Origin of the sequence: Mycolicibacter minnesotensis (genome assembly GCF_010731755.1) — a bacterium.
GTDB lineage: Bacteria > Actinomycetota > Actinomycetes > Mycobacteriales > Mycobacteriaceae > Mycobacterium > Mycobacterium minnesotense.
Genome location: NZ_AP022589.1, coordinates 834,672 through 852,368, shown reverse-complemented (window position 1 = coordinate 852,368; position 17,697 = coordinate 834,672). Strand labels below are relative to the sequence as shown.

Genomic DNA, 17,697 nt, shown 5'->3' with positions numbered 1-17,697 from the left:
GGTGCCTGCCGCCGAATCCATCGCCGTCGTCGGCATCGGCGCCGACGGCTGGGCCGGTCTGCCCGAACCGGCCCGCGAGATCGTGCTGGCGGCCGAGGTCGTGCTGGGGGCGCCCCGCCAACTGGCGCTGCTGCCGCACGCCGACGGCCAACGACGGATCCGCTGGCCGGCCCCGCTGCACGCCGGTCTGCCTGCGCTGTTCGACGACCTGGCGGGTCTGCGGATCGTGGCGCTGGCATCGGGTGATCCACTGCTCAGTGGGATCGGCACCACGCTGATCGGGCTGTTCGGTACCGAGAGGGTGACGGTGGTGCCGGCGGTCTCGTCCGTGGCGCTGGCCCGTGCTCGGCTGGGCTGGCCCGCGGAGGCCGCCGCGGTGATCAGCGTCGTCGGTCGTGACGTGCGCGCCGTGCTGCGCGAGCTGGCGCCCCAGCGGCGGGTGCTGGTGCTGTCCTCAGACGAAAACACCCCGCACCAGTTGGCTGCTCTGCTGGCCGACCGCGGCTATGGAGCAAGCCGCATGATGGTCCTGGGCGACCTCGGGGGCGTGGATGAATTCAGGCTGGATGCCACCGCGGCGACATTCGCCGGCCCCGTCCCGCGGCTCAACATCGTCGCCCTGGAACTGTCGGGCCCGCTGACCGCCGGCTGGGTGGCCGGCCTGCCCGACGATGCCTACGCCCACGACGGCCAGCTCACCAAACGTGACCAGCGGGCCGCCGCCCTGGCCCGGCTCGCGCCGGCGCCCGGACAGTGGTTGTGGGACGTCGGCGCGGGTGCCGGCTCGGTGGGCATCGAATGGATGCGTGCGCACCCGACCTGCCGCGCCATCGCCGTCGAGGCCGATGAGACACGGGCCGAAAGAATCGCGGTGAACGCCGGCAATCTCGGGGTGCCCGCGCTGCAGGTGGTCTGTGACGCGGCCCCGCAGGCGTTGGCTGATCTGCCCGCGCCCGATGCCGTGTTCATCGGCGGCGGGTTGAGCCGGCCCGGGGTGCTGGATGCGGCCCTGGCGGCCCTGGTGCCGGGCGGCCGATTGGTGGCCCACGGCGTCACGCTGGAAGCCGAGACGCTGCTGCTGGCCGCCTACCGCGAGCACGGCGGCGAGCTGACCCGCATCCAGGTCGAACAGGCCGCGCCGTTGGGATCCTTCACCGGCTGGACACCCGGTCGTGCGATCACCCAGTGGGCTTTAGCCCTGCCCTGAGCGATCCCGCGCCGGGTCGTAGAGATGGCTCTCGCCGCCGCACGGATCCGGCAGATCCGCGACGGCCCGGCCGACCAGGATGACCGCTGCCGACCGAAGACCCGCAGCTTCGACCGTGTCGGCAATCTCGGTGATCGTGCCGCGTAACACCAGTTCCTCGGGCTGCGATGCGCGGTAGACCACCGCCACCGGGCAGTCCGGGCCGTACTCGGGAGCCAGCTGGGCCATCAGTTCACGGATGCGGGTGATCGCCAGGTGCAACACCAGCGTTGCCTGGGTCGCGGCGAACGCCCGAAGCTCTTCGCGCTGCGGCATCGCGGTGGAGGCAGCCTGGGTGCGGGTCAGCACCACGGACTGCGCCACCAGTGGCACGGTGAGCTCACGGCCGAGGACCGCTGCTGCCGCCGCATAGGCGGGCACGCCGGGGGTGAGGGCCCACGCCACCCCGGCGGCATCGAGCCGGCGGGTCTGCTCGAAGACCGCGCTGTACAGCGATGGATCCCCAGACACCAACCGCACCACGGCGCGCCCGGCCCGATGCGCGCTGACCAGCCGGTCGGTGATGTCATCGAGATCGAGCTCGGCGGTGTCGACGAGTTCGGCATCCGGCGAGCAGTGCGCGAGGACATGGGGGTCGAGGTAGCTACCCGGGTAGAGCACCACGTCCGCGTCGGCCAGCAGCCGGGTGGCGCGCACAGTCAGCAGATCCGCGGCGCCCGGGCCGGCGCCGACGAACTGGACCGCTACCGCACCCATCTCGGGGTCCACACCCTTCCCGACGGGGTCGCTCGTGTCGACGAAGCGCCCACCAGGACAAGGCATTTCATGTCGATCGTGTCGGTGTCGAGTTCGCCCAGCGTGGTCACGGTGAGCTGTTCGGACTCCCGGCCGATGTCACGGCCGACGACCACCACGGCCGACGCTTCCCGGTGCTCCAACAGCACCTTGCGCGCGATCGCGATCTGGTCGGGCCGGGCGCGGGAGGCGGGGTTGTAGATCGCCAGCACCAGATCGGCCTCGGCGATCGCGCGCAGTCGGGACTCGATCACCGCCCACGGCTTGAGTCGATCGGACAGGCTCAGCACCGCGAAGTCCGCCCCGATCGGGGCGCCCGCCGCCGCGGCCACCGCCTGCACCGCCGACACCGCAGGCAGAACCCGCACCGAAACATGCTGGTACTGAGGATCATCGGCCGCCTCGAAAACTGCGGCAGCCATCCCGAACACCCCGGCGTCGCCGCCGGACACCACGGCCACCTGCTCGCCGCGGGCGGCCAGGTCCAGTGCGAACCGGGCCCGTTCCAGCTCCACGGTGTTGCCCGAGGTGTGGCGCTGCAGCCCTTCGCGCTGCGGAACCCGGGCGACGTAGGGGCCATAACCCACTACGTGGTCGACCGTTGCCAGCGCCTCGGCGGCCTCGGCGGTCAGCCACCCATCGGGGCCTGGGCCAAGCCCGATTACCAGCAGTTCGGCGGGCTGGGCCACGGGAGCGGCCTGAGCAGGCTCCGGCTCGGCTGAGGTGCGTGAGCGTTGCCCGTTGCGGGAATCCCCGTCGACCACAATCAGCGACAGGTAGGGGACAGCTGCCTCGTCCGCTTCGTCCATCTCGGCCACCGGCAGCCAGCGTTGTTGCGGGTGACTGGCGCGCTCGACGTAGTAGGCGTGTTCCAGACGGCCTGCCGCGGCCAGGGCCCGGCGCACGGCCGGAAACGTGCGGCCCAGTTTCATGATGATGGCGCCGTCGGTGTCGGCCAGCCGCATCGCCAGCTCGTGCTCGCTCAGCGTGCCCGGCAGCACGGTCAGGACGTCGGTCTGGCGCACCAGCGGCATACCGAGAGCCGCAGTTGCGGCGCTGAATGCTGGGACCCCGGGGATGATCTCGGTGTCGAACCGGGCCGAGAGCCGGTCATGCATGTACATGAACGAGCCGTAGAACAGCGGATCGCCCTCGGTCAGCAACGCCACCGTGCGGCCCGCATCCAGGTGGGCGGCCAGCCGGGCGGCGGAGGCCTCGTAGAAATCGGCCAGCGCGCCGGCATAGCCGCCGGGGTGGTCGGTGACCCCGGTGGTCACGGGGTAGCGCAGCTCTTCTTCGAGGACGCCGGGGCGGATCAGGTCGGCGGCGATAGTGCGGGCATACGACGACTTGTTCACCCCGGCGTGGTAAGCCACCACGTCGGACTCGGCGATAATCCGGGCCGCCTTGAGGGTGATCAGCTCGGGATCACCGGGCCCCAGGCCCACTCCATAAAAGCGGCCGGTCATGCGATGCCCTTCATTCGGCGTCCGACGCCAGTGCGTTCAGCGCGGACGAGGTGATAGCCGAACCTCCCCGTCTTCCCCGCACGGTCACGTAGGGGATGTCGACGCCGTGATCGTGGTGCAGCGCGGCCAATGCGGCCTTGGACTCGGCGGCACCGATGAAGCCCACCGGGCAGCCGACGATCACCGCCGGACGCGGCCCACCGTCGAGGATCATCTCCAGCAGGTGGAACAGCGCGGTGGGGGCGTTGCCGATCGCGACGACGGCACCGGCCAATTCGGGTCCCCACAGCGAGACCGCCGCAGCCGAGCGGGTGGTTCCCCACTCTTTCGCCAGCTCGGGCACGCGCTCGTCACGCAGGTGGCAGCGCACCTCGTTGCCGGCCGGTAACCGGCCAGCGGTCACCCCGACGGCCACCATGCGGGCATCGCAGAAGATGGGCGCGCCGTTGTCGAGTGCGGCCCGCCCCGCCGGTACCGCTTCAGGGTGAATCAGCAGATCTTTGGCGACGTCGGTCTGGCCGGCGCCGTGAATCATCCGTACCGCGAGCCGTTCGGCGCCCGCGGGGATGTGCGACAGGTCGGATTCCCGCCGGATCGTCGCAAACGATTCGACGTAGATGGCGGGGCCGTCGTCGATGTAGTCGTAGTGCCGAGACGGGCGCCTGGGCCTGCTCACCGATTCGCCTCCTGGGCTTGGGGGATGAAGACACCCTGCCACGGCGTCACCACCAGCTCGGCGTGCTCCATCAGGGGTTGCCCGCGGTCCGGTGTGAGCACGCCGTCGGGCACACACACGTGGGTGCCGCCGGGCACGATGCCAAACGGTAACGGACCCGACGGGGGCGGGATGCGGGGGTCTGGGGCAGTTCCGGCCGGTACGGGCAGCAGGGGCCTGGCCAGTTCCCGGATATGCCAGGGCGCGTCTGGGCGTGCGCCGCGGGCGTGCTGGAAGGCCACCGCCAGCTCGGTGAGCCGGTCGGCGGAATCCTCGAGGGCGATCACCGCGCCCCAGTCTTCACCGATCCGCAGCTGCGCCTCCCGGTCGCTCAGCACCACCAGGCCGGCGTCGGTGGAGCGGTCTCGCAGGTCGCCGCGGCCGTCGTCGAGGACGAAAAGGAAGCGCCCGGGCAGCCCGGCAAGGCGTGGATCGGCACACAACAAGGCGTCCAGCTGTGCGGCCGCCGGACGCAGGTCGGTCCGCCCGCCGGCATATCCGGTCTGCGGCGAGACCAGGATGTTGCGGACCAGCTCGTGGCTGCGCGACGGCAACAGTCCGGTCGACTCCAGCGCGACCACCGCGTCGGGGGCGAGCTCACCCCCGTGATCGGCCAACCCGCGCAGCTGCAGGTTGGCTCGTGTGGTCAGGTAGACCGAGCCATCGGCGAACTCGGCACTGACCTCGAACAAGCGGGCCAACGCCCCGGCCTGAAGCCGACCGCCGACCAGGCGCAGTCGCACCAGCAGTCCGTCATCGGCCACCCAGGGGCGCAGCACACCCGGGCAGCGGTCGGGCCTCGTCCTCATCTGTCACGCCCGCCACGCGGCGGAGGGCAGTGCGGAGTTGCCCGCCTTTGCGCGACAACACCCATGGGGTCGGCGCTGCCGGTGGCGGGTTTGGCGTACACAGACTGAATTGTCGCTCAAAGGCGGGCAACAGAGAGGCCCCCGCCCTTCGGCGACGGGTGGGGCGGTTGAGACTCAGCCGCCCAGCGCCGCGACCGCCGGGCCGAACATGGTGGCCTTGATGGCGCCCAACGTGCCCGGGTCCTTGCCGGCCAAGGGGCGCAGCAACTCGGTCGCCACCGGGGTCACCGCACCCTCGGCCGCGGTGTCGTCGACGATCCCGAACCGCTGCGCGTCCACGCCACCGAACCGGCGGCCGGTCGTCATCGACGCCACCTGGGCCTGTGGGGTGAGTTTGGCCTGGATCAGTGCAGCCATTCCGGCGGTGAACGGAATCCGGATGTCGACCTCGGGCAGGCAGAAGAAGCCTCGGTCGGCGCGCATTACCCGGAAGTCGTGGGCCAATGCCAACATGGCGCCGGCCCCGAACGCGTGGCCCACGACCGCCGCCGCGGTCGGGATCGGCAGAGTCAGCACCCGTGCCAACAGCGCGTGCACCCGCCCCACGTACCAGTCGGTGCGATCACCGTTGGCCATCAGCCAATCCAGGTCCAGGCCGTTGGTGTAGAACTTGCCGCCCGCGGTGGTGACCAGGCCATGCGCCCTGCCCTCGGCGTTGGCGGCCAGCACGTCGTCGAGCATGCCGTTGATCTCGTCGAGAAAGTCCGGGGAGAACCGGTTTTCGTCAGCGCCGAGGTCGAGGACGGCGACCTTGTCGTCATAGGTGAGGTTCACAGTGGTGGATCCTTTCTCGGAGGTGGCCCGACCGACAGCACGGCGCGGACCGCCGCCTGCAGGTGGGCGCGGGCGCAGGCGTTGCCCAACCGGTTCCGGGTGAGCACGATAGCGGTGGGCAGGTCGACCACACAGGTGGTGATGGTGTCGACTGCCGCGGCGTCGCGACGCTGCCACAGCGTCTCGGCCAACTGTTTGAGCAGGGCGGCGAGCTCTCCCTCGGCGACGCGCAGTTGCTCAGACAGCTGTGCGGGCAGGTCGTCTTCGGACAGCTCGTCGAGCCGGAGCGCGAACAGCAGCCGGCAGGCGTCGGGATCACGGTCGGCGAAGACCACCGCGGCGTCGGCCGCGGCAACGACGGCTTCGGCCGCGCCCGGGGCCGCGTCAACCAGCTCGCGCTGCACTGCCAGGAACCGCTGGGCGGCTCGCAGCCAGGCCGCGGCGATCAGCCCGGCGCGGGAGCCGAACCCGTGATAGACCGCGCCGTTGGAGGCGCCGGTGGCCTCACCGACCGCCCTGATCGTGACCGCGGCGGGCCCGGATCGCGCGGCCAAGGCCTCAACGGCGTCCAACACCTGCGCGGGGTCGTACACGCGCGGGCGGGGCATGGCCGCCACGGTAACAGAGCACGCGCTCTGTTACCAGGTGCGTTCGTCGGCTCGTCGGCGTGACAGGATCGAGCCATCATGAGCACTCCCGGAACCCGTCCCGTCGTATTCTCCGGCGCCCAGCCCACCTCCGACTCGCTCCACCTCGGAAATGCCCTTGGTGCGGTCGCGCAGTGGACGGCCCTGCAGGACGACAACGAGGCCTTCTTCTGCGTCGTCGACCTGCACGCGATCACCGTTCCGCAGGACCCTGAGACGTTGCGGCGCCGCACCCTGGTCACTGCCGCGCAATACCTGGCCCTGGGCATCGATCCGGCGCGCAGCACCGTCTTTGTGCAGAGTCATGTGCCCGCCCACGCCGAACTCGCCTGGGTGCTGGGCTGTTTCACCGGATTCGGGCAGGCGTCGCGGATGACCCAGTTCAAGGACAAGTCGCAGAAGCAGGGCGCTGACTCCACCACCGTCGGCCTGTTCACCTATCCGGTGTTGATGGCCGCCGACGTCCTGCTCTACGACACCGACGTGGTCCCGGTCGGTGAAGATCAGCGCCAGCATCTGGAGCTGGCGCGTGACGTCGCGCAGCGCTTCAATGCGCGTTTCCCGGAGACCTTCGTCGTCCCCGAACCGATGATCCCCAAGGCCACGGCCAAGATCTACGACCTGCAGGACCCGACCGCCAAGATGAGCAAATCGGCGGCCACCGATGCGGGTCTGATCAGCCTGCTCGACGATCCGGCGAAGAGCGCCAAGAAGATTCGCTCGGCAGTCACCGACTCCGACCGCGAGATCCGTTTCGACCGGGAGGCCAAGCCAGGGGTGTCGAACCTGCTGACGATTCAGGCTGCGGTCACCGGCGCGGACCTCGGCACCTTGGTGGACGGCTATGCCGGCCGCGGCTACGGCGACCTGAAGAAGGAGACCGCCGAGGCGGTCGCGGAATTCGTCACGCCGATCAAGGCACGGGTGGATGAGCTACTCGCCGACCCGGCCGAGCTGGAGGCGGTGCTCGCGGCGGGCGCAAGCCGGGCCGGCGAGGTGGCCGCTGCAACGCTCGCGCGGGTGTATGACCGGGTGGGACTACTTCCGCCCCGGGGATGATCAAGGCCGTGACCGACCAGAGCAAGCCCTCTAAGCCGGGCGTTATCGACCGGCTACGCGCGCGCTACCGCTGGTTCGATCACGTGGTTCGGGCCCAGGTACGCTACGACGACCGCCAGGGCAACTTCTTCGCGGCCGGGATGAGCTACTACACGATCTTCGCGCTGTTCCCCTTGGCGATGGTCGGCTTTTCCGTCGGTGGATTCCTGTTGTCGCGCAGGCCCGAAGTGCTCGACCAGATCGAGAGCCGGATCAAGCACTCGATCCCCGGCGAGTTCGGCACCGAGCTCGTCACCTTGATGGACAGTGCGATCTCCTCGCGTGCCTCGGTGGGAGTGATCGGCCTGGCCACCGCCGGCTGGGTGGGGCTGACCTGGATGGCCAACCTGCGCGAGGCGCTCTCGGAGATGTGGGAAAGCCGTTCGGAGAAAAAGGGGTTCGTCTCCTCGAAGCTGTCAGACCTGCTCGCCATGGTCTGGGCGTTCGGTGCCATGGTGGCCACCATTGCGCTGACAGCGCTGGCCGACCCGAAGCTGATGCGCAATGTCCTGCGCTGGATGGGTGTTCCCGACTTCACCTTGTTGGGTGGACTGTTGCGGGTCGCTTCGCTGACGATGGCGGCCGGCGTGTCATGGCTGCTGTTCACCTGGATGATCGCGCGGTTGCCCCGGGAATCGGTGAGCCTGGACAGTGCCATGGAGGCCGGTGCTATCGCCGCGGTCGGCTACGAACTGTTCAAACAGGTCGGCTCGGTGTATCTGCAGTCAGTGATCAATGGGCCGGCCGGGGCGGTGTTCGGGCCGGTGCTGGGCCTGCTGGTGTTCGCCTACGTCACCTCGCGGCTGATTCTGTTCGCCACGGCATGGGCGGCGACCTCGGCAGACGAGGCTACTTCTCGGCCCGCACCGGGAAGCGGCTCATGATCGATACCCGGTTGAACGCGTTGATCGTTATCGCCGCCCAGATCAACAGAGAGATCTGATCGTCGGTGAGGTGCTCGCGCAGCAGCGCGAACTCGTCGTCGTCCAGGTGTGCCTCGGAGATCCAGGTGACCGCCTCGGCGATCTCGAGGGCAGCCCGTTCGGTGTCGGAGAACAGCTGGGTGTCGCGCCAGGCGGGCAGCACCGAGATCCGTTGCACGGTGTCACCGGTCTCCAGCAGCGCCTTGCTGTGCATGTTCAGGCAGAACGCGCACCCGTTGATCTGCGACACCCGCAGATTCACCAGCTCCAGGACCGTTTGGGACAACCCGGCTTCTTTGGCGCGTGCCTGTACCTCGGCTGCGGCGTCGAGGTAGGCCTGGTAGACCGAGGCCGACTGCTTGTTGAGGGAGATGCGCGTCATGATCAGTCGGTGACCCGGTCGACGAGGTCGGCGTACTCCGGGTGTTTGGTGATGTAAGCCTCGACGAACGAACAGGTCGGCACCACGCGTTTTCCGGCGGCTCGGGTGTCGTCCAGGGCAGCGCGAATCAGTGTGCTGGCGAGCCCGCGTCCGCCGAACGCCTTGTCGATCACCGTGTGGTGAAAGTCCCGCTGATCGCCGCTTTCGATGTAGTCGGCGAACCCGGCCTGCTGGCCGTCGACGGTGATCTGGAACTGCCGGTTGTCGTGGGTGACGGTCGGTTCGCTCATCCCCGCAGCCTATCCGAGCCAGGTGCCCCGCCGCATGACCCGCGCGACCCGCCAATCCCGATCCAGCACAACCAGGTCGGCGTCACGTCCGATCGCCAGGTCGCCGGCTCGGTGCAGACCCAGGGTGCGTGCCGGAGTGGTCGAGGTCAGGCGCACAGCGGCGGTCACGGCCGCATCATCGGTGCCGAGCAGTCGCACCGCGGTCGCGAACAGCCGGTCCATGGTGGCGGTGCTGCCGGCGATCGTCGCGGTGCCGTGCAGCCGGGCCACTCCGTCGGCGACGTCGACATCCAGCCCGCCGAGGGTGAAGGCGCCGTCACCGACTCCGGCGGCGGCCATCGCATCGGTCACCAGTGCCACCCGGTCTGGCCCGACGGCGGCCAGCACCTGGCGGATGATGCTCGGGTGCAGGTGCACGCCGTCGGCGATCAACTCGACGGTGGCTCGCGGGTCCTCCAACAGCGCGGGCACCGGTCCGGGATCTCGATGATGCACGGCGCGCATCGCGTTGAACAGGTGCGTGCCGACCGTCGCGCCGGCGTCGAGGGCGGCTTGGGTCTGGTCGTAGTCGGCATCGGTATGCCCCACGGCCACCACAACTTCCGCGTCTACCAACCGTCGGATCGTCGGAATGGCGCCGGGCAGTTCCGGTGCCAGGGTGACCATCCGGATCGCGCCACCTCCGGCGGACAGCAGGGCATCGACTTCGGTGTCTTCGGGGGCGCGCAGCTGTCCGCGGTCGTGTGCCCCGCAATGCGCCCTGCTCAGCCACGGGCCCTCCAGATGGATGCCGTCCACTACGCCGCGTCGGGTCGCCGCCGCCAGGTTGCGCACCTGTTGCACTAGGGCTTCTGCCGATGCGGTCACCAGGCTGGCCAGCCCTCCGGTGGTGCCGTGGCAGGCATGCAGGGCCGCCGCGCGGTCCGGATCATCGGAGTAGGAGACACCGTCTCCGCCGTGCACATGCATGTCGACGAAGCCGGGCACCACCACGGCGTCCCCGAAATCGGCGTTCGGCGGTACCGGGGGCGGCCCGGATCCGCAGTCGGTGATCCGCCCGTCGGCCACCGCGAGCCAGCCCGGCCGGTGCACCCGACCGTCGAGCACGACGGTGCCGGCGGCGATCACGGTCATGCCGAGGCCTCGAGGTCTGCGGTCGTCGCCCCGGCTTCCGGCGCGGGCCAGCTACCGTCGTTCTCCCAGAAGTGCCGGATGTCTTCCAATTGGCGGCCTTTGGTCTCCGGGGCGTAGCGATAGACGAATGCGAGGCTGAGTATCGCCAGGACCCCGAACACCGCGAAAGTCCCGGCGCCGCCCAGCGCGGTGAGCATGGTCAGAAAGACCGCGGCCACGATCGCATTGCCCACCAGGTCCGATGTCAGCATCGCCGATGAGCCCAGGGACCGCATCCGGGCTGGCAGGCTCTCCCCGGCGTAAACCCACACCAGGGAGCCGAAACCGAACGTGTAGCCGACGGTGAACAGCAGCACCCCGCCGAATTTGACTGCTGCAAGCGCGCTGCCGAAGGTATCGCCGGCGGCGAAGACAGCGACCAGCAGCAGATTGGCGGTGACCATCGCTGTGATACCCGAGAGCAGGATCGGCCGCCGGCCCACCCGGTCGATCAGCACCAAGGAGACGACCATGGCCGCCAGGGCGGCCACCTGCACCAGCGCCGGCAGGATCAGCAACGCGAAGTCGCCTTCGAAGCCCATCTTCTCGAACAGTCGGGGGCTGTAGTACACGATCGCGTTGATTCCGGTGATCTGGATGAAGAACCCCAGCGTCACCACGAACAGCGTCGCCCGCAGATACGGCGGCCGCAGCATCTCACGCAGCACCCCCAGCCCACCGGCCTGGTCCTGGGCCAGGGTGGCGCCGATCTCGGCCAGCTCACGCTGGGCATCGGCGCCGGGTTCGATGCGGCGCAGGGTGCGTTCCGCCTCGTCGACTCGGCCTTTGAGCAGATACCAGCGGGCGGTGTCGGGGACGCGGGCCAACACCCACGTCACCAGCACCGCGGGTACTGCAGCCAGTCCCAGCATTGCCCGCCAGTTGCCGGCACCGGCGAACAGGTAGGCGATCACGTATCCGGCGATGATCCCGATCACGGTGGCCACGCCATAGGTGACCAGCAGCGCACCGCGAGCGTGGGCCGGCGCCGACTCGGCCACGAACACCGGGACCACCACCACAGAAACTCCGATGGTGATGCCCAGCAGCAACCGCGCCAGTGTCAGAGTCGATACCGAGGTAGCGGCCGCCCCCAGCAGCGCGAAAGCCGCGTAGCCCACGCTCACCCCGACCATCGAACGCTTGCGCCCGATCGCGTTGGCCAGCCACCCGCCGGCCAGCGCGCCACCGATCTCGCCGATCACCGTGGCCGTAGCGATCATCTCCTGCTGCGCGGACGACAGTCCGAAATCCCGCTCGATGAACAGCAGGGCCCCGGCGATATTGGACAGGTCGTAGCCGTAGATGACCCCGACGCTCGCGGCGGCCAAGCCCACCAGCAGCGCCAGCGGCGAGGAGCGGCGCAGTTCCCCGATTCGGCCCATCTGGCTCACGGTAGGGGATGGGGCCGGCTAACCAACGTCCGCGTCGCGCCGGTCGGCCAAGGTGGCATACCCATAGGTCAGCGCCGCGGCGAGGAACTCAACGGCGCACGCCGCGATGAAGGCCGGATGTGGCATGCCGACGTCGGCCATGGACATCAGCCGGGAGACTCCGAGCAGTGCCATGGTGGCGGCCAACAGCCGTACTGCTCCGGCGGGGATCGGCGAGCGTCGAAACGCTTCGAGGTAGCCGACGCCGAAGCCGATGAGCAGTGCACCGGCCGCGCGGGTCTCGCTGTCCACCGTGGCGTTGACGGCCTGGCCGTCGGGAATGGAATCCAGGGAGAACGCCATCCGGCTGATTCCGAGCCCGATTAACAGCAGCCCGGTGAACAAGCCGAATGCTCGCAGCGCCTTGATCACCACGCCGAGCTCCGTCCGGGGCGGCGGTTCACCGCCCGGGCGCCCATGATCAGTCCGAACACCACGATCGTGCCGAAGATGGCCACCCCGACGCGGACCGGCACGGTGTCATCGGACGGCGTCAACATCATGGCCTGCGGGCTGGGGGCGTCGGCCGGGGCGCGGGGCGCCACCAGTGACGGGTCCGGTTCGATCAGCGTCCCCACCCGGGTGCCGGGCGGGACCGCGAAGCCGTAGTCGAGCAGCTGGGCGGCCTGCTGCCAGGGCGGGATGGGCTGGCGGGTGCCGCGCAGCAGCACCGCCACCAGGCGACGCCCGTCTCGGGTTGCCGCGCCGACAAACGTCTGCCCGGCATCGTCGGTGTAGCCGGTCTTGCCGCCGAGCGCGCCCGGATAGTTGTAGAGCAGCTGGTTGTCGTTCTCCAGCTCGTATCCGGGTATATCGCCGTAGCCGGGGAAGTCGAAGGTGCGGGTCGCGACGATATTGGCGAACGCCGGGTTGTTCCAGGCGTAGCGGTAGAACAGACCGATGTCGTAGGCCGAGGTACTCATGCCGGGCCCGTCGAGTCCCGAGGGCGTGGCGGCGCGGGTGTCGCGGCCGCCGAGTCGCGCAGCCAAGGTATTGATCTTGTGCAGCGCGACGTCCCAGCCGCCGAGTTGCATGGCCAGGGCGTGGGCGGCGTCGTTGCCCGACCCCATCAGCAGTCCGTGCAGCAGCTGGTTCACGGTGAAGTGGCCACCGGGACCAACACCGACCCGGGTGCCCTCGGCGTTGGCGTCATCCTGGGTGCCCACGACGACAGCATTGGGGTCCAGCTCATTCAGCGACGCCATCGCGGTCAACACTTTGATCACGCTGGCCGGCCGATGCCGCCCGTGCGGGTCGCGGGCGGCGATCACCGCGCCGGTGTCCATGTCGGCTACCAGCCACGATTCGGCCGAGACCTCGGTGGGCACGGGCGGGGTGTCCGGCGCGGTCACGATCCCGCAGCCGGACAGTGCTTCGCCGCCGACCGGGGTGGCCGGGACCGGAAGCGGCAGTGGGGGATCGCCGGCCTGGGGCACTTCTGAGGTGTCTACGGCGGGCGGGGTGCTGACCTGATAGGGGCAGCCGACCGTACCCGCACCCCGGCCCGGCGTGGGGTCCGCCCAGGCCGCAGGGGTGGCCAGGGGAGCGGCGGTGGCCAGAAAACCGACCGCCATCAGGGCAGACAGCGAGCGCAGAGAAGTCATCGTGTGTGCAGGGTAAGTCACGGGCGCGGCGAAATCGGGGAGCCACGCTGTGGCTGGTGGGACGGAAGTTACAGCTGAAAATATGCCAGACCAGGCCCTGCGATCCGGCCCATCCACAACCGGCCGCCGGACTCCACCACGCCGGTCACCAGTCCGAAGCCGGGGTGTTCGGTGCGGAACTGGGTCAGCACCCGCCCGTCCTCGGGATCGAAGGCGACCACCCACACCACCGGGACCGGGTTGGGCAACCAGCGATACGGCATCCGCCACAGCAGCCGGCGCAGTACCGGTGCGCGCGGGCTCAGCCAGTCCGACAGGGCATTGCGATCCGAGACCATCGCCACCCAGATCCGCCCGTCGCGCCCGGTGGAGATGTTGTCGGGATGGCCGGGCAACTCCTGGACCAGCGGGGTGATCGAACCGCGGCGTGGTCCGGTCAGCCAATACGTGGACAGCCGCCTCCCGGTGCTCTCGGCGAACACCACCGCCGATTCGTCGGCGGTCAGTGTCACGCCGTTGGCGAAGTGCAGGCCCTCGGCCAACACACTCACCGAACCGTCCGGATCGCGGCGCAGCAAGGATCCGCTGCCGCGTGCCTCGATCACCGAACCCTTGTAGTGCTCGTAGTGGAAACGGTTGGTGGACTCGGTGAAATAGATTGTCCCGTCGCTGGATTCGACCGCGTTGGAGCAGAAGGTCAGCGGCTTGCCGGCTACCTCGCTCACCAGGGTCTCCAACCGGCCGGTGCTGGGGTCATAGCGCAGTAGGCCGCGGTGGCTGTCGCAGATCAGCAGTCGCTGGTCGTGGGTGAAGGCCAGCCCCAGCGGACGGCCGCCGGTGTCGATGACCTCCCGCGGCGTGCCGGTGGCCGGGTCGACGCAGATGATCCGGCCGTCCTCGACCCCGGTCCAGACGGTTCCATCGGCCGCGACGACGACGTCTTCGGGGGCGGTGCCGGGAATCTCGACGAGGGTCAGAGCCGGTGTGGGGTCCGGTGGCGGCAGCGGCCGCGATCCCGGGGGCTGCCAGCGGACGGGGTCAATCGGCGGCTTGGGCACTGGTGCATTGTGTCGTGGCATCGACGGTGACACCGCACAACCGCTATTTTCCGAATGCCACCGGCATGCGCAGCGGCCCCCGAATGGCCGGGGTGTCGCGCCATTGCACCGGGCCGGCTAGCCGCGGCTCCCGGGCCAGGATGGCACGCAGTGCCACCGTTGTCTCCAGCCTGGCCAGCGCCGCCCCCAGGCAGTAGTGCTCGCCGTGGCCGAAGGACAGCGGTGGCGGGCCGTCTCGGTCGGGGCGGAACTGATCGGGTTCGGCGTAGACGCCGGGATCGCGGTTCGCGGCGGCGACCACGACCAGCACCGGATCGCCGGCCGGGATGTGGACTCCACCGATCCGCTGATCCACGGTGGCGGTGCGGGCCACCGCCTGAGCGGGGGCGTCGAGCCGCAGCAGTTCGGTGACCATCGCGGCGGTGACCTCCGCGGGGCCGACGAGCGGGTCGAGTAGCCGCAACAGCCCAGCGCCCAACAGATTTGCGGTGGTCTCATGCCCGGCCACCGCGAGCAGTACCGCGTTCACCGCGACTTCGTCGAGTTCCAAGTCTGGATCACCGGCGATGAAACTGATCAGATCGTCACCGGGATGGGCGCGACGGTCGGCGGCAAGGGCCAGGAATGCGGCTGTGAGCTCGGCGGCCGCCGCCGCTCCCGCGCCTACTATCTCGTCGTCGGCAAGGGTGCCTAGCATCGCCACGATCGGTGGTGAAAGCTCCTGCAGCACGCGAAGTCCCACGTCATCGAGGCCCAGCCATTCGCCGATCACCGCGATAGGTATCGGCAGGGCGATCTCGGCCATGAAGTCGAACGGGACTGCGGTGGCCGGTGCATCGACTGCCGCCGCGGTGATCGCCTCCACGCCGGTGGACAGACCGGAGACGAAGGAGCGGGTGAACACGTCGCGCATAGACCCGCGCAATCGTTGGTGGATAGCGCCGTCGGTGAACAGCATTGACCGCCCTGCGAATTGGGTTCCTGCTGCGTTCACCGCGGCCACTGCGCTCGGCCTGGCCAGGGGATCGCTGGTCCAGCCGGTACCGCTCAGCACCTCGCGGGCAGCGTGGTAGCCCAGGACCAGCCATGCTGCTGCGGTGTCATCCCACACCACGTCACCCTGACTGCGCCGGGACTCGTAGAACGGATAGGGATCGACGGCGCTCCACGGCAGGCGTGGTGCGGCGACTTCAGGCCGCGTCATGATCGTCCAATCCGAAGGGCAGGCCGCGGTCGAGAACCCAAGCGACGTGGCGTTTACCGAGTTCGGTGGACGGCTCGGCAGCACCGTCCATGTCGTCGACGGCCGATCGAGCGTCGAAGGTGGCGCCCAACGCGGCGAAGACCGCGTTCATCGACAGGTTGAGTCGGGAGAAGAACACGAAGTCCGGCGGGACCGAGAGGTGTCGCAGCGGATGCTCGGCGCCGCGGACGTCGAGCAGGGATCGCACTGCGCGGCCGATGGTTTCGGGGGAGTAGGTCACCGGTTGGGGCTCCAGCAGCTCGTGGACGACCTGTTCCCACCATTGATACGCCTGGTCGCCGGTGAGGGCGGATTCTCTGGTGAGAAAGCCGTTGGCCCGCATCGAGTCGAGTAGCGCAGGCCGGTCGTCGTCCAGCACGAAACGTAGTGTCTCAACCAGTCCGCGCCGCAACGACTCGGAAAGTACTTTCACGCAGCCGAAGTCGACGAAACCCACCGTCCCGTCGAGTCCGAATCGGTAGTTGCCGGGATGTGGGTCGGCATGGAACATGCTCGCGTGCCGGTAGGAGCCGGTCACCATCCGAGAGATCGCCTCGGCCCAGGTGTTCTTCAGGTCTTGGTCGGCGTGCTTTGCCGCGGCCCAGTCCAGTCCGTCGAGGTAGCTCATGGTCAGGACGCGGTCGCCGGAGGCTTCGGGAACTACCTCGGGAATCCGGATGAACGGATGATCGCGATACAACGTGGCGAACGCCGTGATGTTGGCCGCCTCGTGTCGGTAGTCGATTTCCTCGGTGATGCGCGCCGAGATCTCGCGGGCGCTCTGGCGCAGGTCGGGCATCGGTCCGGTGGCCGCCGAGGCGAATCGGATCACCGTCGTCAGCAGTTCGGTGTTGGCCAGGTCGGCGCGGATCGCTTCGGCCACGCCGGGGTACTGGACCTTGACCGCCACCGGCCGCCCGTCGGGCAGGATCGCGCGGTGGACCTGGCCGATGGATGCCGCGGCCATCGGCTCGTGGGTGAACTCGGCGAACACTCGCTCGACCGGCCGGCCCAAATCGGCCTGCACAACCTCCCGAGCCAGCTCGGGCGGCATCGGCGGGGCATCGGCCTGCAACCTGGTGAGCGCCCGCTGGTACGGCGACAACTCGCCGCCGCCCACCGCGCCGGCGTCGATCAGCGAGAACATCTGACCGGCCTTCATCAGCACACCTTTGGAGTGGCCGAGCAGCTCGGCGTATCGCTCTGCGGTGCGCTCGTGAAACTTCTCCACTGCCCCGGCATCGCCGGTCTTGGCGCGCAGCGCAGCCACCACTCGCCCCCCGGCGGCGCGCGCGGTGAATCCGGCCAGCGGCATGGTGCGGCGAACTCGGCCCCGCGGCACGGAATCGCTCATCGTGGCCCCCCGTCGACGACTGCTAAAGTGATCACTTGGCAACACTAAGTGCTTACTTTGGGATGGTCAATGGTGGAGACGACAACGCGGGACCGTCTGGTCAACGAGGCGATGCGGCTGTTCAGCGAGCAGGGTTACCGCGCGACCAGCGTTGCCCAGATCGAGAAGGCTGCCGGCCTGGCGCCGGGATCCGGTGCGCTGTACCACCACTTCAAATCCAAGGAAGCCCTGCTGGCCGCCGGAATCGACCGGCAGTTGGACCGCCGCGGCGCCATGCGTGACGTCCGGGCACTCTTTGCCGGCCTGGGGGATCTGGACACCGAGTTGACCCTGCTGGGACGGTATCTGTTCGCCGTACTCGACGAGGAGACGCAGCTGCTGCAGATCGCCGCGCGCACGCCTGCCGATCAGTCGGCCCGAGTGGCAGCCGCCTATGCCGCGCTGGTAGACGGCCTGTGTGCTGAGCTGGCCGACTGGATCGCCGGGTGGGCCCCGCACCTGGCCGCCGCCGACGCCCAGCGGATCGCCGTGGTGGCGGTCAATGCGTTGCTGGGCAACCGGGCCGGGCGGATGCTCTATCGCGGCGTGGGCGCACAGCTGGCCGACGAGGAGTACCTCTCCGAATGGACGACGCTGCTGGCGGTACGCATCCGCGCCTAGGCT

General features: G+C 69.2%; 19 protein-coding genes. 4 read left to right on the top strand and 15 right to left on the bottom strand.

The annotated features are described in order from the left end of the window. Position 1 precedes the first annotated feature (1 nt). Positions 2-1,207: a precorrin-6y C5,15-methyltransferase (decarboxylating) subunit CbiE gene (gene cbiE / locus G6N09_RS04210; protein WP_083023624.1), complete on the top strand. Its 1,206-nt coding sequence runs from the start codon at positions 2-4 to the stop codon at positions 1,205-1,207. Here cbiE and cobM read toward each other — a convergent pair. The 6 genes from cobM to G6N09_RS04180 all read right to left on the bottom strand — a co-directional run bounded on the left by cobM (position 1,193) and on the right by G6N09_RS04180 (position 6,437). Then, the gene (gene cobM, locus G6N09_RS04205) at positions 1,193-1,963 is read right to left on the bottom strand and encodes a precorrin-4 C(11)-methyltransferase (RefSeq protein WP_083023934.1); all 771 of its coding nucleotides are present in this window, start codon (positions 1,961-1,963) and stop codon (positions 1,193-1,195) included. The two genes, cbiE and cobM, sit on opposite strands and share 15 nt — an antisense overlap. Continuing rightward, complete coding sequence (locus tag G6N09_RS04200; RefSeq protein ID WP_083023625.1) at positions 1,951-3,471, bottom strand: precorrin-2 C(20)-methyltransferase; 1,521 nt, start codon at positions 3,469-3,471, stop codon at positions 1,951-1,953. The genes cobM and G6N09_RS04200 overlap by 13 nt, the downstream gene beginning before the upstream one ends. Positions 3,472-3,481: 10 nt before the next feature. Beyond that, positions 3,482-4,147: a precorrin-8X methylmutase gene (locus G6N09_RS04195; protein WP_083023627.1), complete on the bottom strand. Its 666-nt coding sequence runs from the start codon at positions 4,145-4,147 to the stop codon at positions 3,482-3,484. Further along, positions 4,144-4,995, bottom strand: coding sequence for a ferredoxin-like domain-containing protein (locus G6N09_RS04190; RefSeq protein WP_083023628.1), 852 nt, complete (start codon positions 4,993-4,995; stop codon positions 4,144-4,146). Before G6N09_RS04190 ends, G6N09_RS04195 begins: the two co-directional genes overlap by 4 nt. A gap of 174 nt (positions 4,996-5,169) precedes the next feature. Next, a complete protein-coding gene (locus G6N09_RS04185) occupies positions 5,170-5,829 on the bottom strand; it encodes an enoyl-CoA hydratase-related protein (RefSeq protein ID WP_083023629.1) in 660 nt (219 codons plus the stop codon). Continuing rightward, positions 5,826-6,437, bottom strand: a complete 612-nt coding sequence (locus G6N09_RS04180) for a TetR family transcriptional regulator (RefSeq protein ID WP_083023937.1) — start codon at positions 6,435-6,437, stop codon at positions 5,826-5,828. The genes G6N09_RS04185 and G6N09_RS04180 overlap by 4 nt, the downstream gene beginning before the upstream one ends. 78 nt (positions 6,438-6,515) lie before the next feature. Here G6N09_RS04180 and trpS point away from each other — a divergent pair, with 78 nt between their 5' ends. Together trpS and yhjD are read left to right on the top strand one after the other, a co-directional pair. Continuing rightward, positions 6,516-7,535 carry a tryptophan--tRNA ligase gene (trpS, locus tag G6N09_RS04175; RefSeq protein WP_083023630.1) on the top strand — a complete coding sequence of 340 codons (1,020 nt, stop codon included), beginning with the start codon at positions 6,516-6,518 and terminating at the stop codon, positions 7,533-7,535. After that, positions 7,532-8,458 (top strand): inner membrane protein YhjD, encoded by a 927-nt coding sequence (gene yhjD, locus G6N09_RS04170; protein WP_083023631.1) that lies wholly within the window; start codon positions 7,532-7,534, stop codon positions 8,456-8,458. Before trpS ends, yhjD begins: the two co-directional genes overlap by 4 nt. Here yhjD and G6N09_RS04165 read toward each other — a convergent pair. The 9 genes from G6N09_RS04165 to G6N09_RS04125 form a co-directional block, all read right to left on the bottom strand. Then, positions 8,424-8,879, bottom strand: coding sequence for a carboxymuconolactone decarboxylase family protein (locus G6N09_RS04165; RefSeq protein WP_083023632.1), 456 nt, complete (start codon positions 8,877-8,879; stop codon positions 8,424-8,426). The genes yhjD and G6N09_RS04165 overlap by 35 nt on opposite strands. A gap of 2 nt (positions 8,880-8,881) precedes the next feature. Further along, the gene (locus G6N09_RS04160) at positions 8,882-9,169 is read right to left on the bottom strand and encodes a GNAT family N-acetyltransferase (RefSeq protein ID WP_083023633.1); all 288 of its coding nucleotides are present in this window, start codon (positions 9,167-9,169) and stop codon (positions 8,882-8,884) included. Positions 9,170-9,178: 9 nt separating this feature from the next. Further along, positions 9,179-10,303: an N-acetylglucosamine-6-phosphate deacetylase gene (gene nagA, locus G6N09_RS04155; protein WP_083023634.1), complete on the bottom strand. Its 1,125-nt coding sequence runs from the start codon at positions 10,301-10,303 to the stop codon at positions 9,179-9,181. Beyond that, on the bottom strand, positions 10,300-11,709 hold the full coding sequence (locus G6N09_RS04150) for a sugar porter family MFS transporter (protein ID WP_407662681.1): 1,410 nt from the start codon (positions 11,707-11,709) through the stop codon (positions 10,300-10,302). The genes nagA and G6N09_RS04150 overlap by 4 nt, the downstream gene beginning before the upstream one ends. A gap of 45 nt (positions 11,710-11,754) precedes the next feature. Further along, the gene (locus G6N09_RS04145; protein ID WP_083023637.1) at positions 11,755-12,150 is read right to left on the bottom strand and encodes a DUF4345 domain-containing protein; all 396 of its coding nucleotides are present in this window, start codon (positions 12,148-12,150) and stop codon (positions 11,755-11,757) included. Next, on the bottom strand, positions 12,144-13,379 hold the full coding sequence (locus tag G6N09_RS04140; protein WP_083023639.1) for a D-alanyl-D-alanine carboxypeptidase family protein: 1,236 nt from the start codon (positions 13,377-13,379) through the stop codon (positions 12,144-12,146). Before G6N09_RS04140 ends, G6N09_RS04145 begins: the two co-directional genes overlap by 7 nt. A gap of 68 nt (positions 13,380-13,447) precedes the next feature. Then, positions 13,448-14,458: an SMP-30/gluconolactonase/LRE family protein gene (locus tag G6N09_RS04135; RefSeq protein WP_083023642.1), complete on the bottom strand. Its 1,011-nt coding sequence runs from the start codon at positions 14,456-14,458 to the stop codon at positions 13,448-13,450. Positions 14,459-14,480: 22 nt separating this feature from the next. Beyond that, positions 14,481-15,641: a cytochrome P450 gene (locus G6N09_RS04130; protein WP_083023644.1), complete on the bottom strand. Its 1,161-nt coding sequence runs from the start codon at positions 15,639-15,641 to the stop codon at positions 14,481-14,483. Beyond that, positions 15,628-17,034 carry an ABC1 kinase family protein gene (locus G6N09_RS04125; protein ID WP_083023646.1) on the bottom strand — a complete coding sequence of 469 codons (1,407 nt, stop codon included), beginning with the start codon at positions 17,032-17,034 and terminating at the stop codon, positions 15,628-15,630. Before G6N09_RS04125 ends, G6N09_RS04130 begins: the two co-directional genes overlap by 14 nt. 69 nt (positions 17,035-17,103) lie before the next feature. Between G6N09_RS04125 and G6N09_RS04120 the strand changes: the two genes are divergently transcribed. Further along, positions 17,104-17,694, top strand: coding sequence for a TetR/AcrR family transcriptional regulator (locus G6N09_RS04120; protein WP_083023647.1), 591 nt, complete (start codon positions 17,104-17,106; stop codon positions 17,692-17,694). Positions 17,695-17,697: the final 3 nt, after the last annotated feature.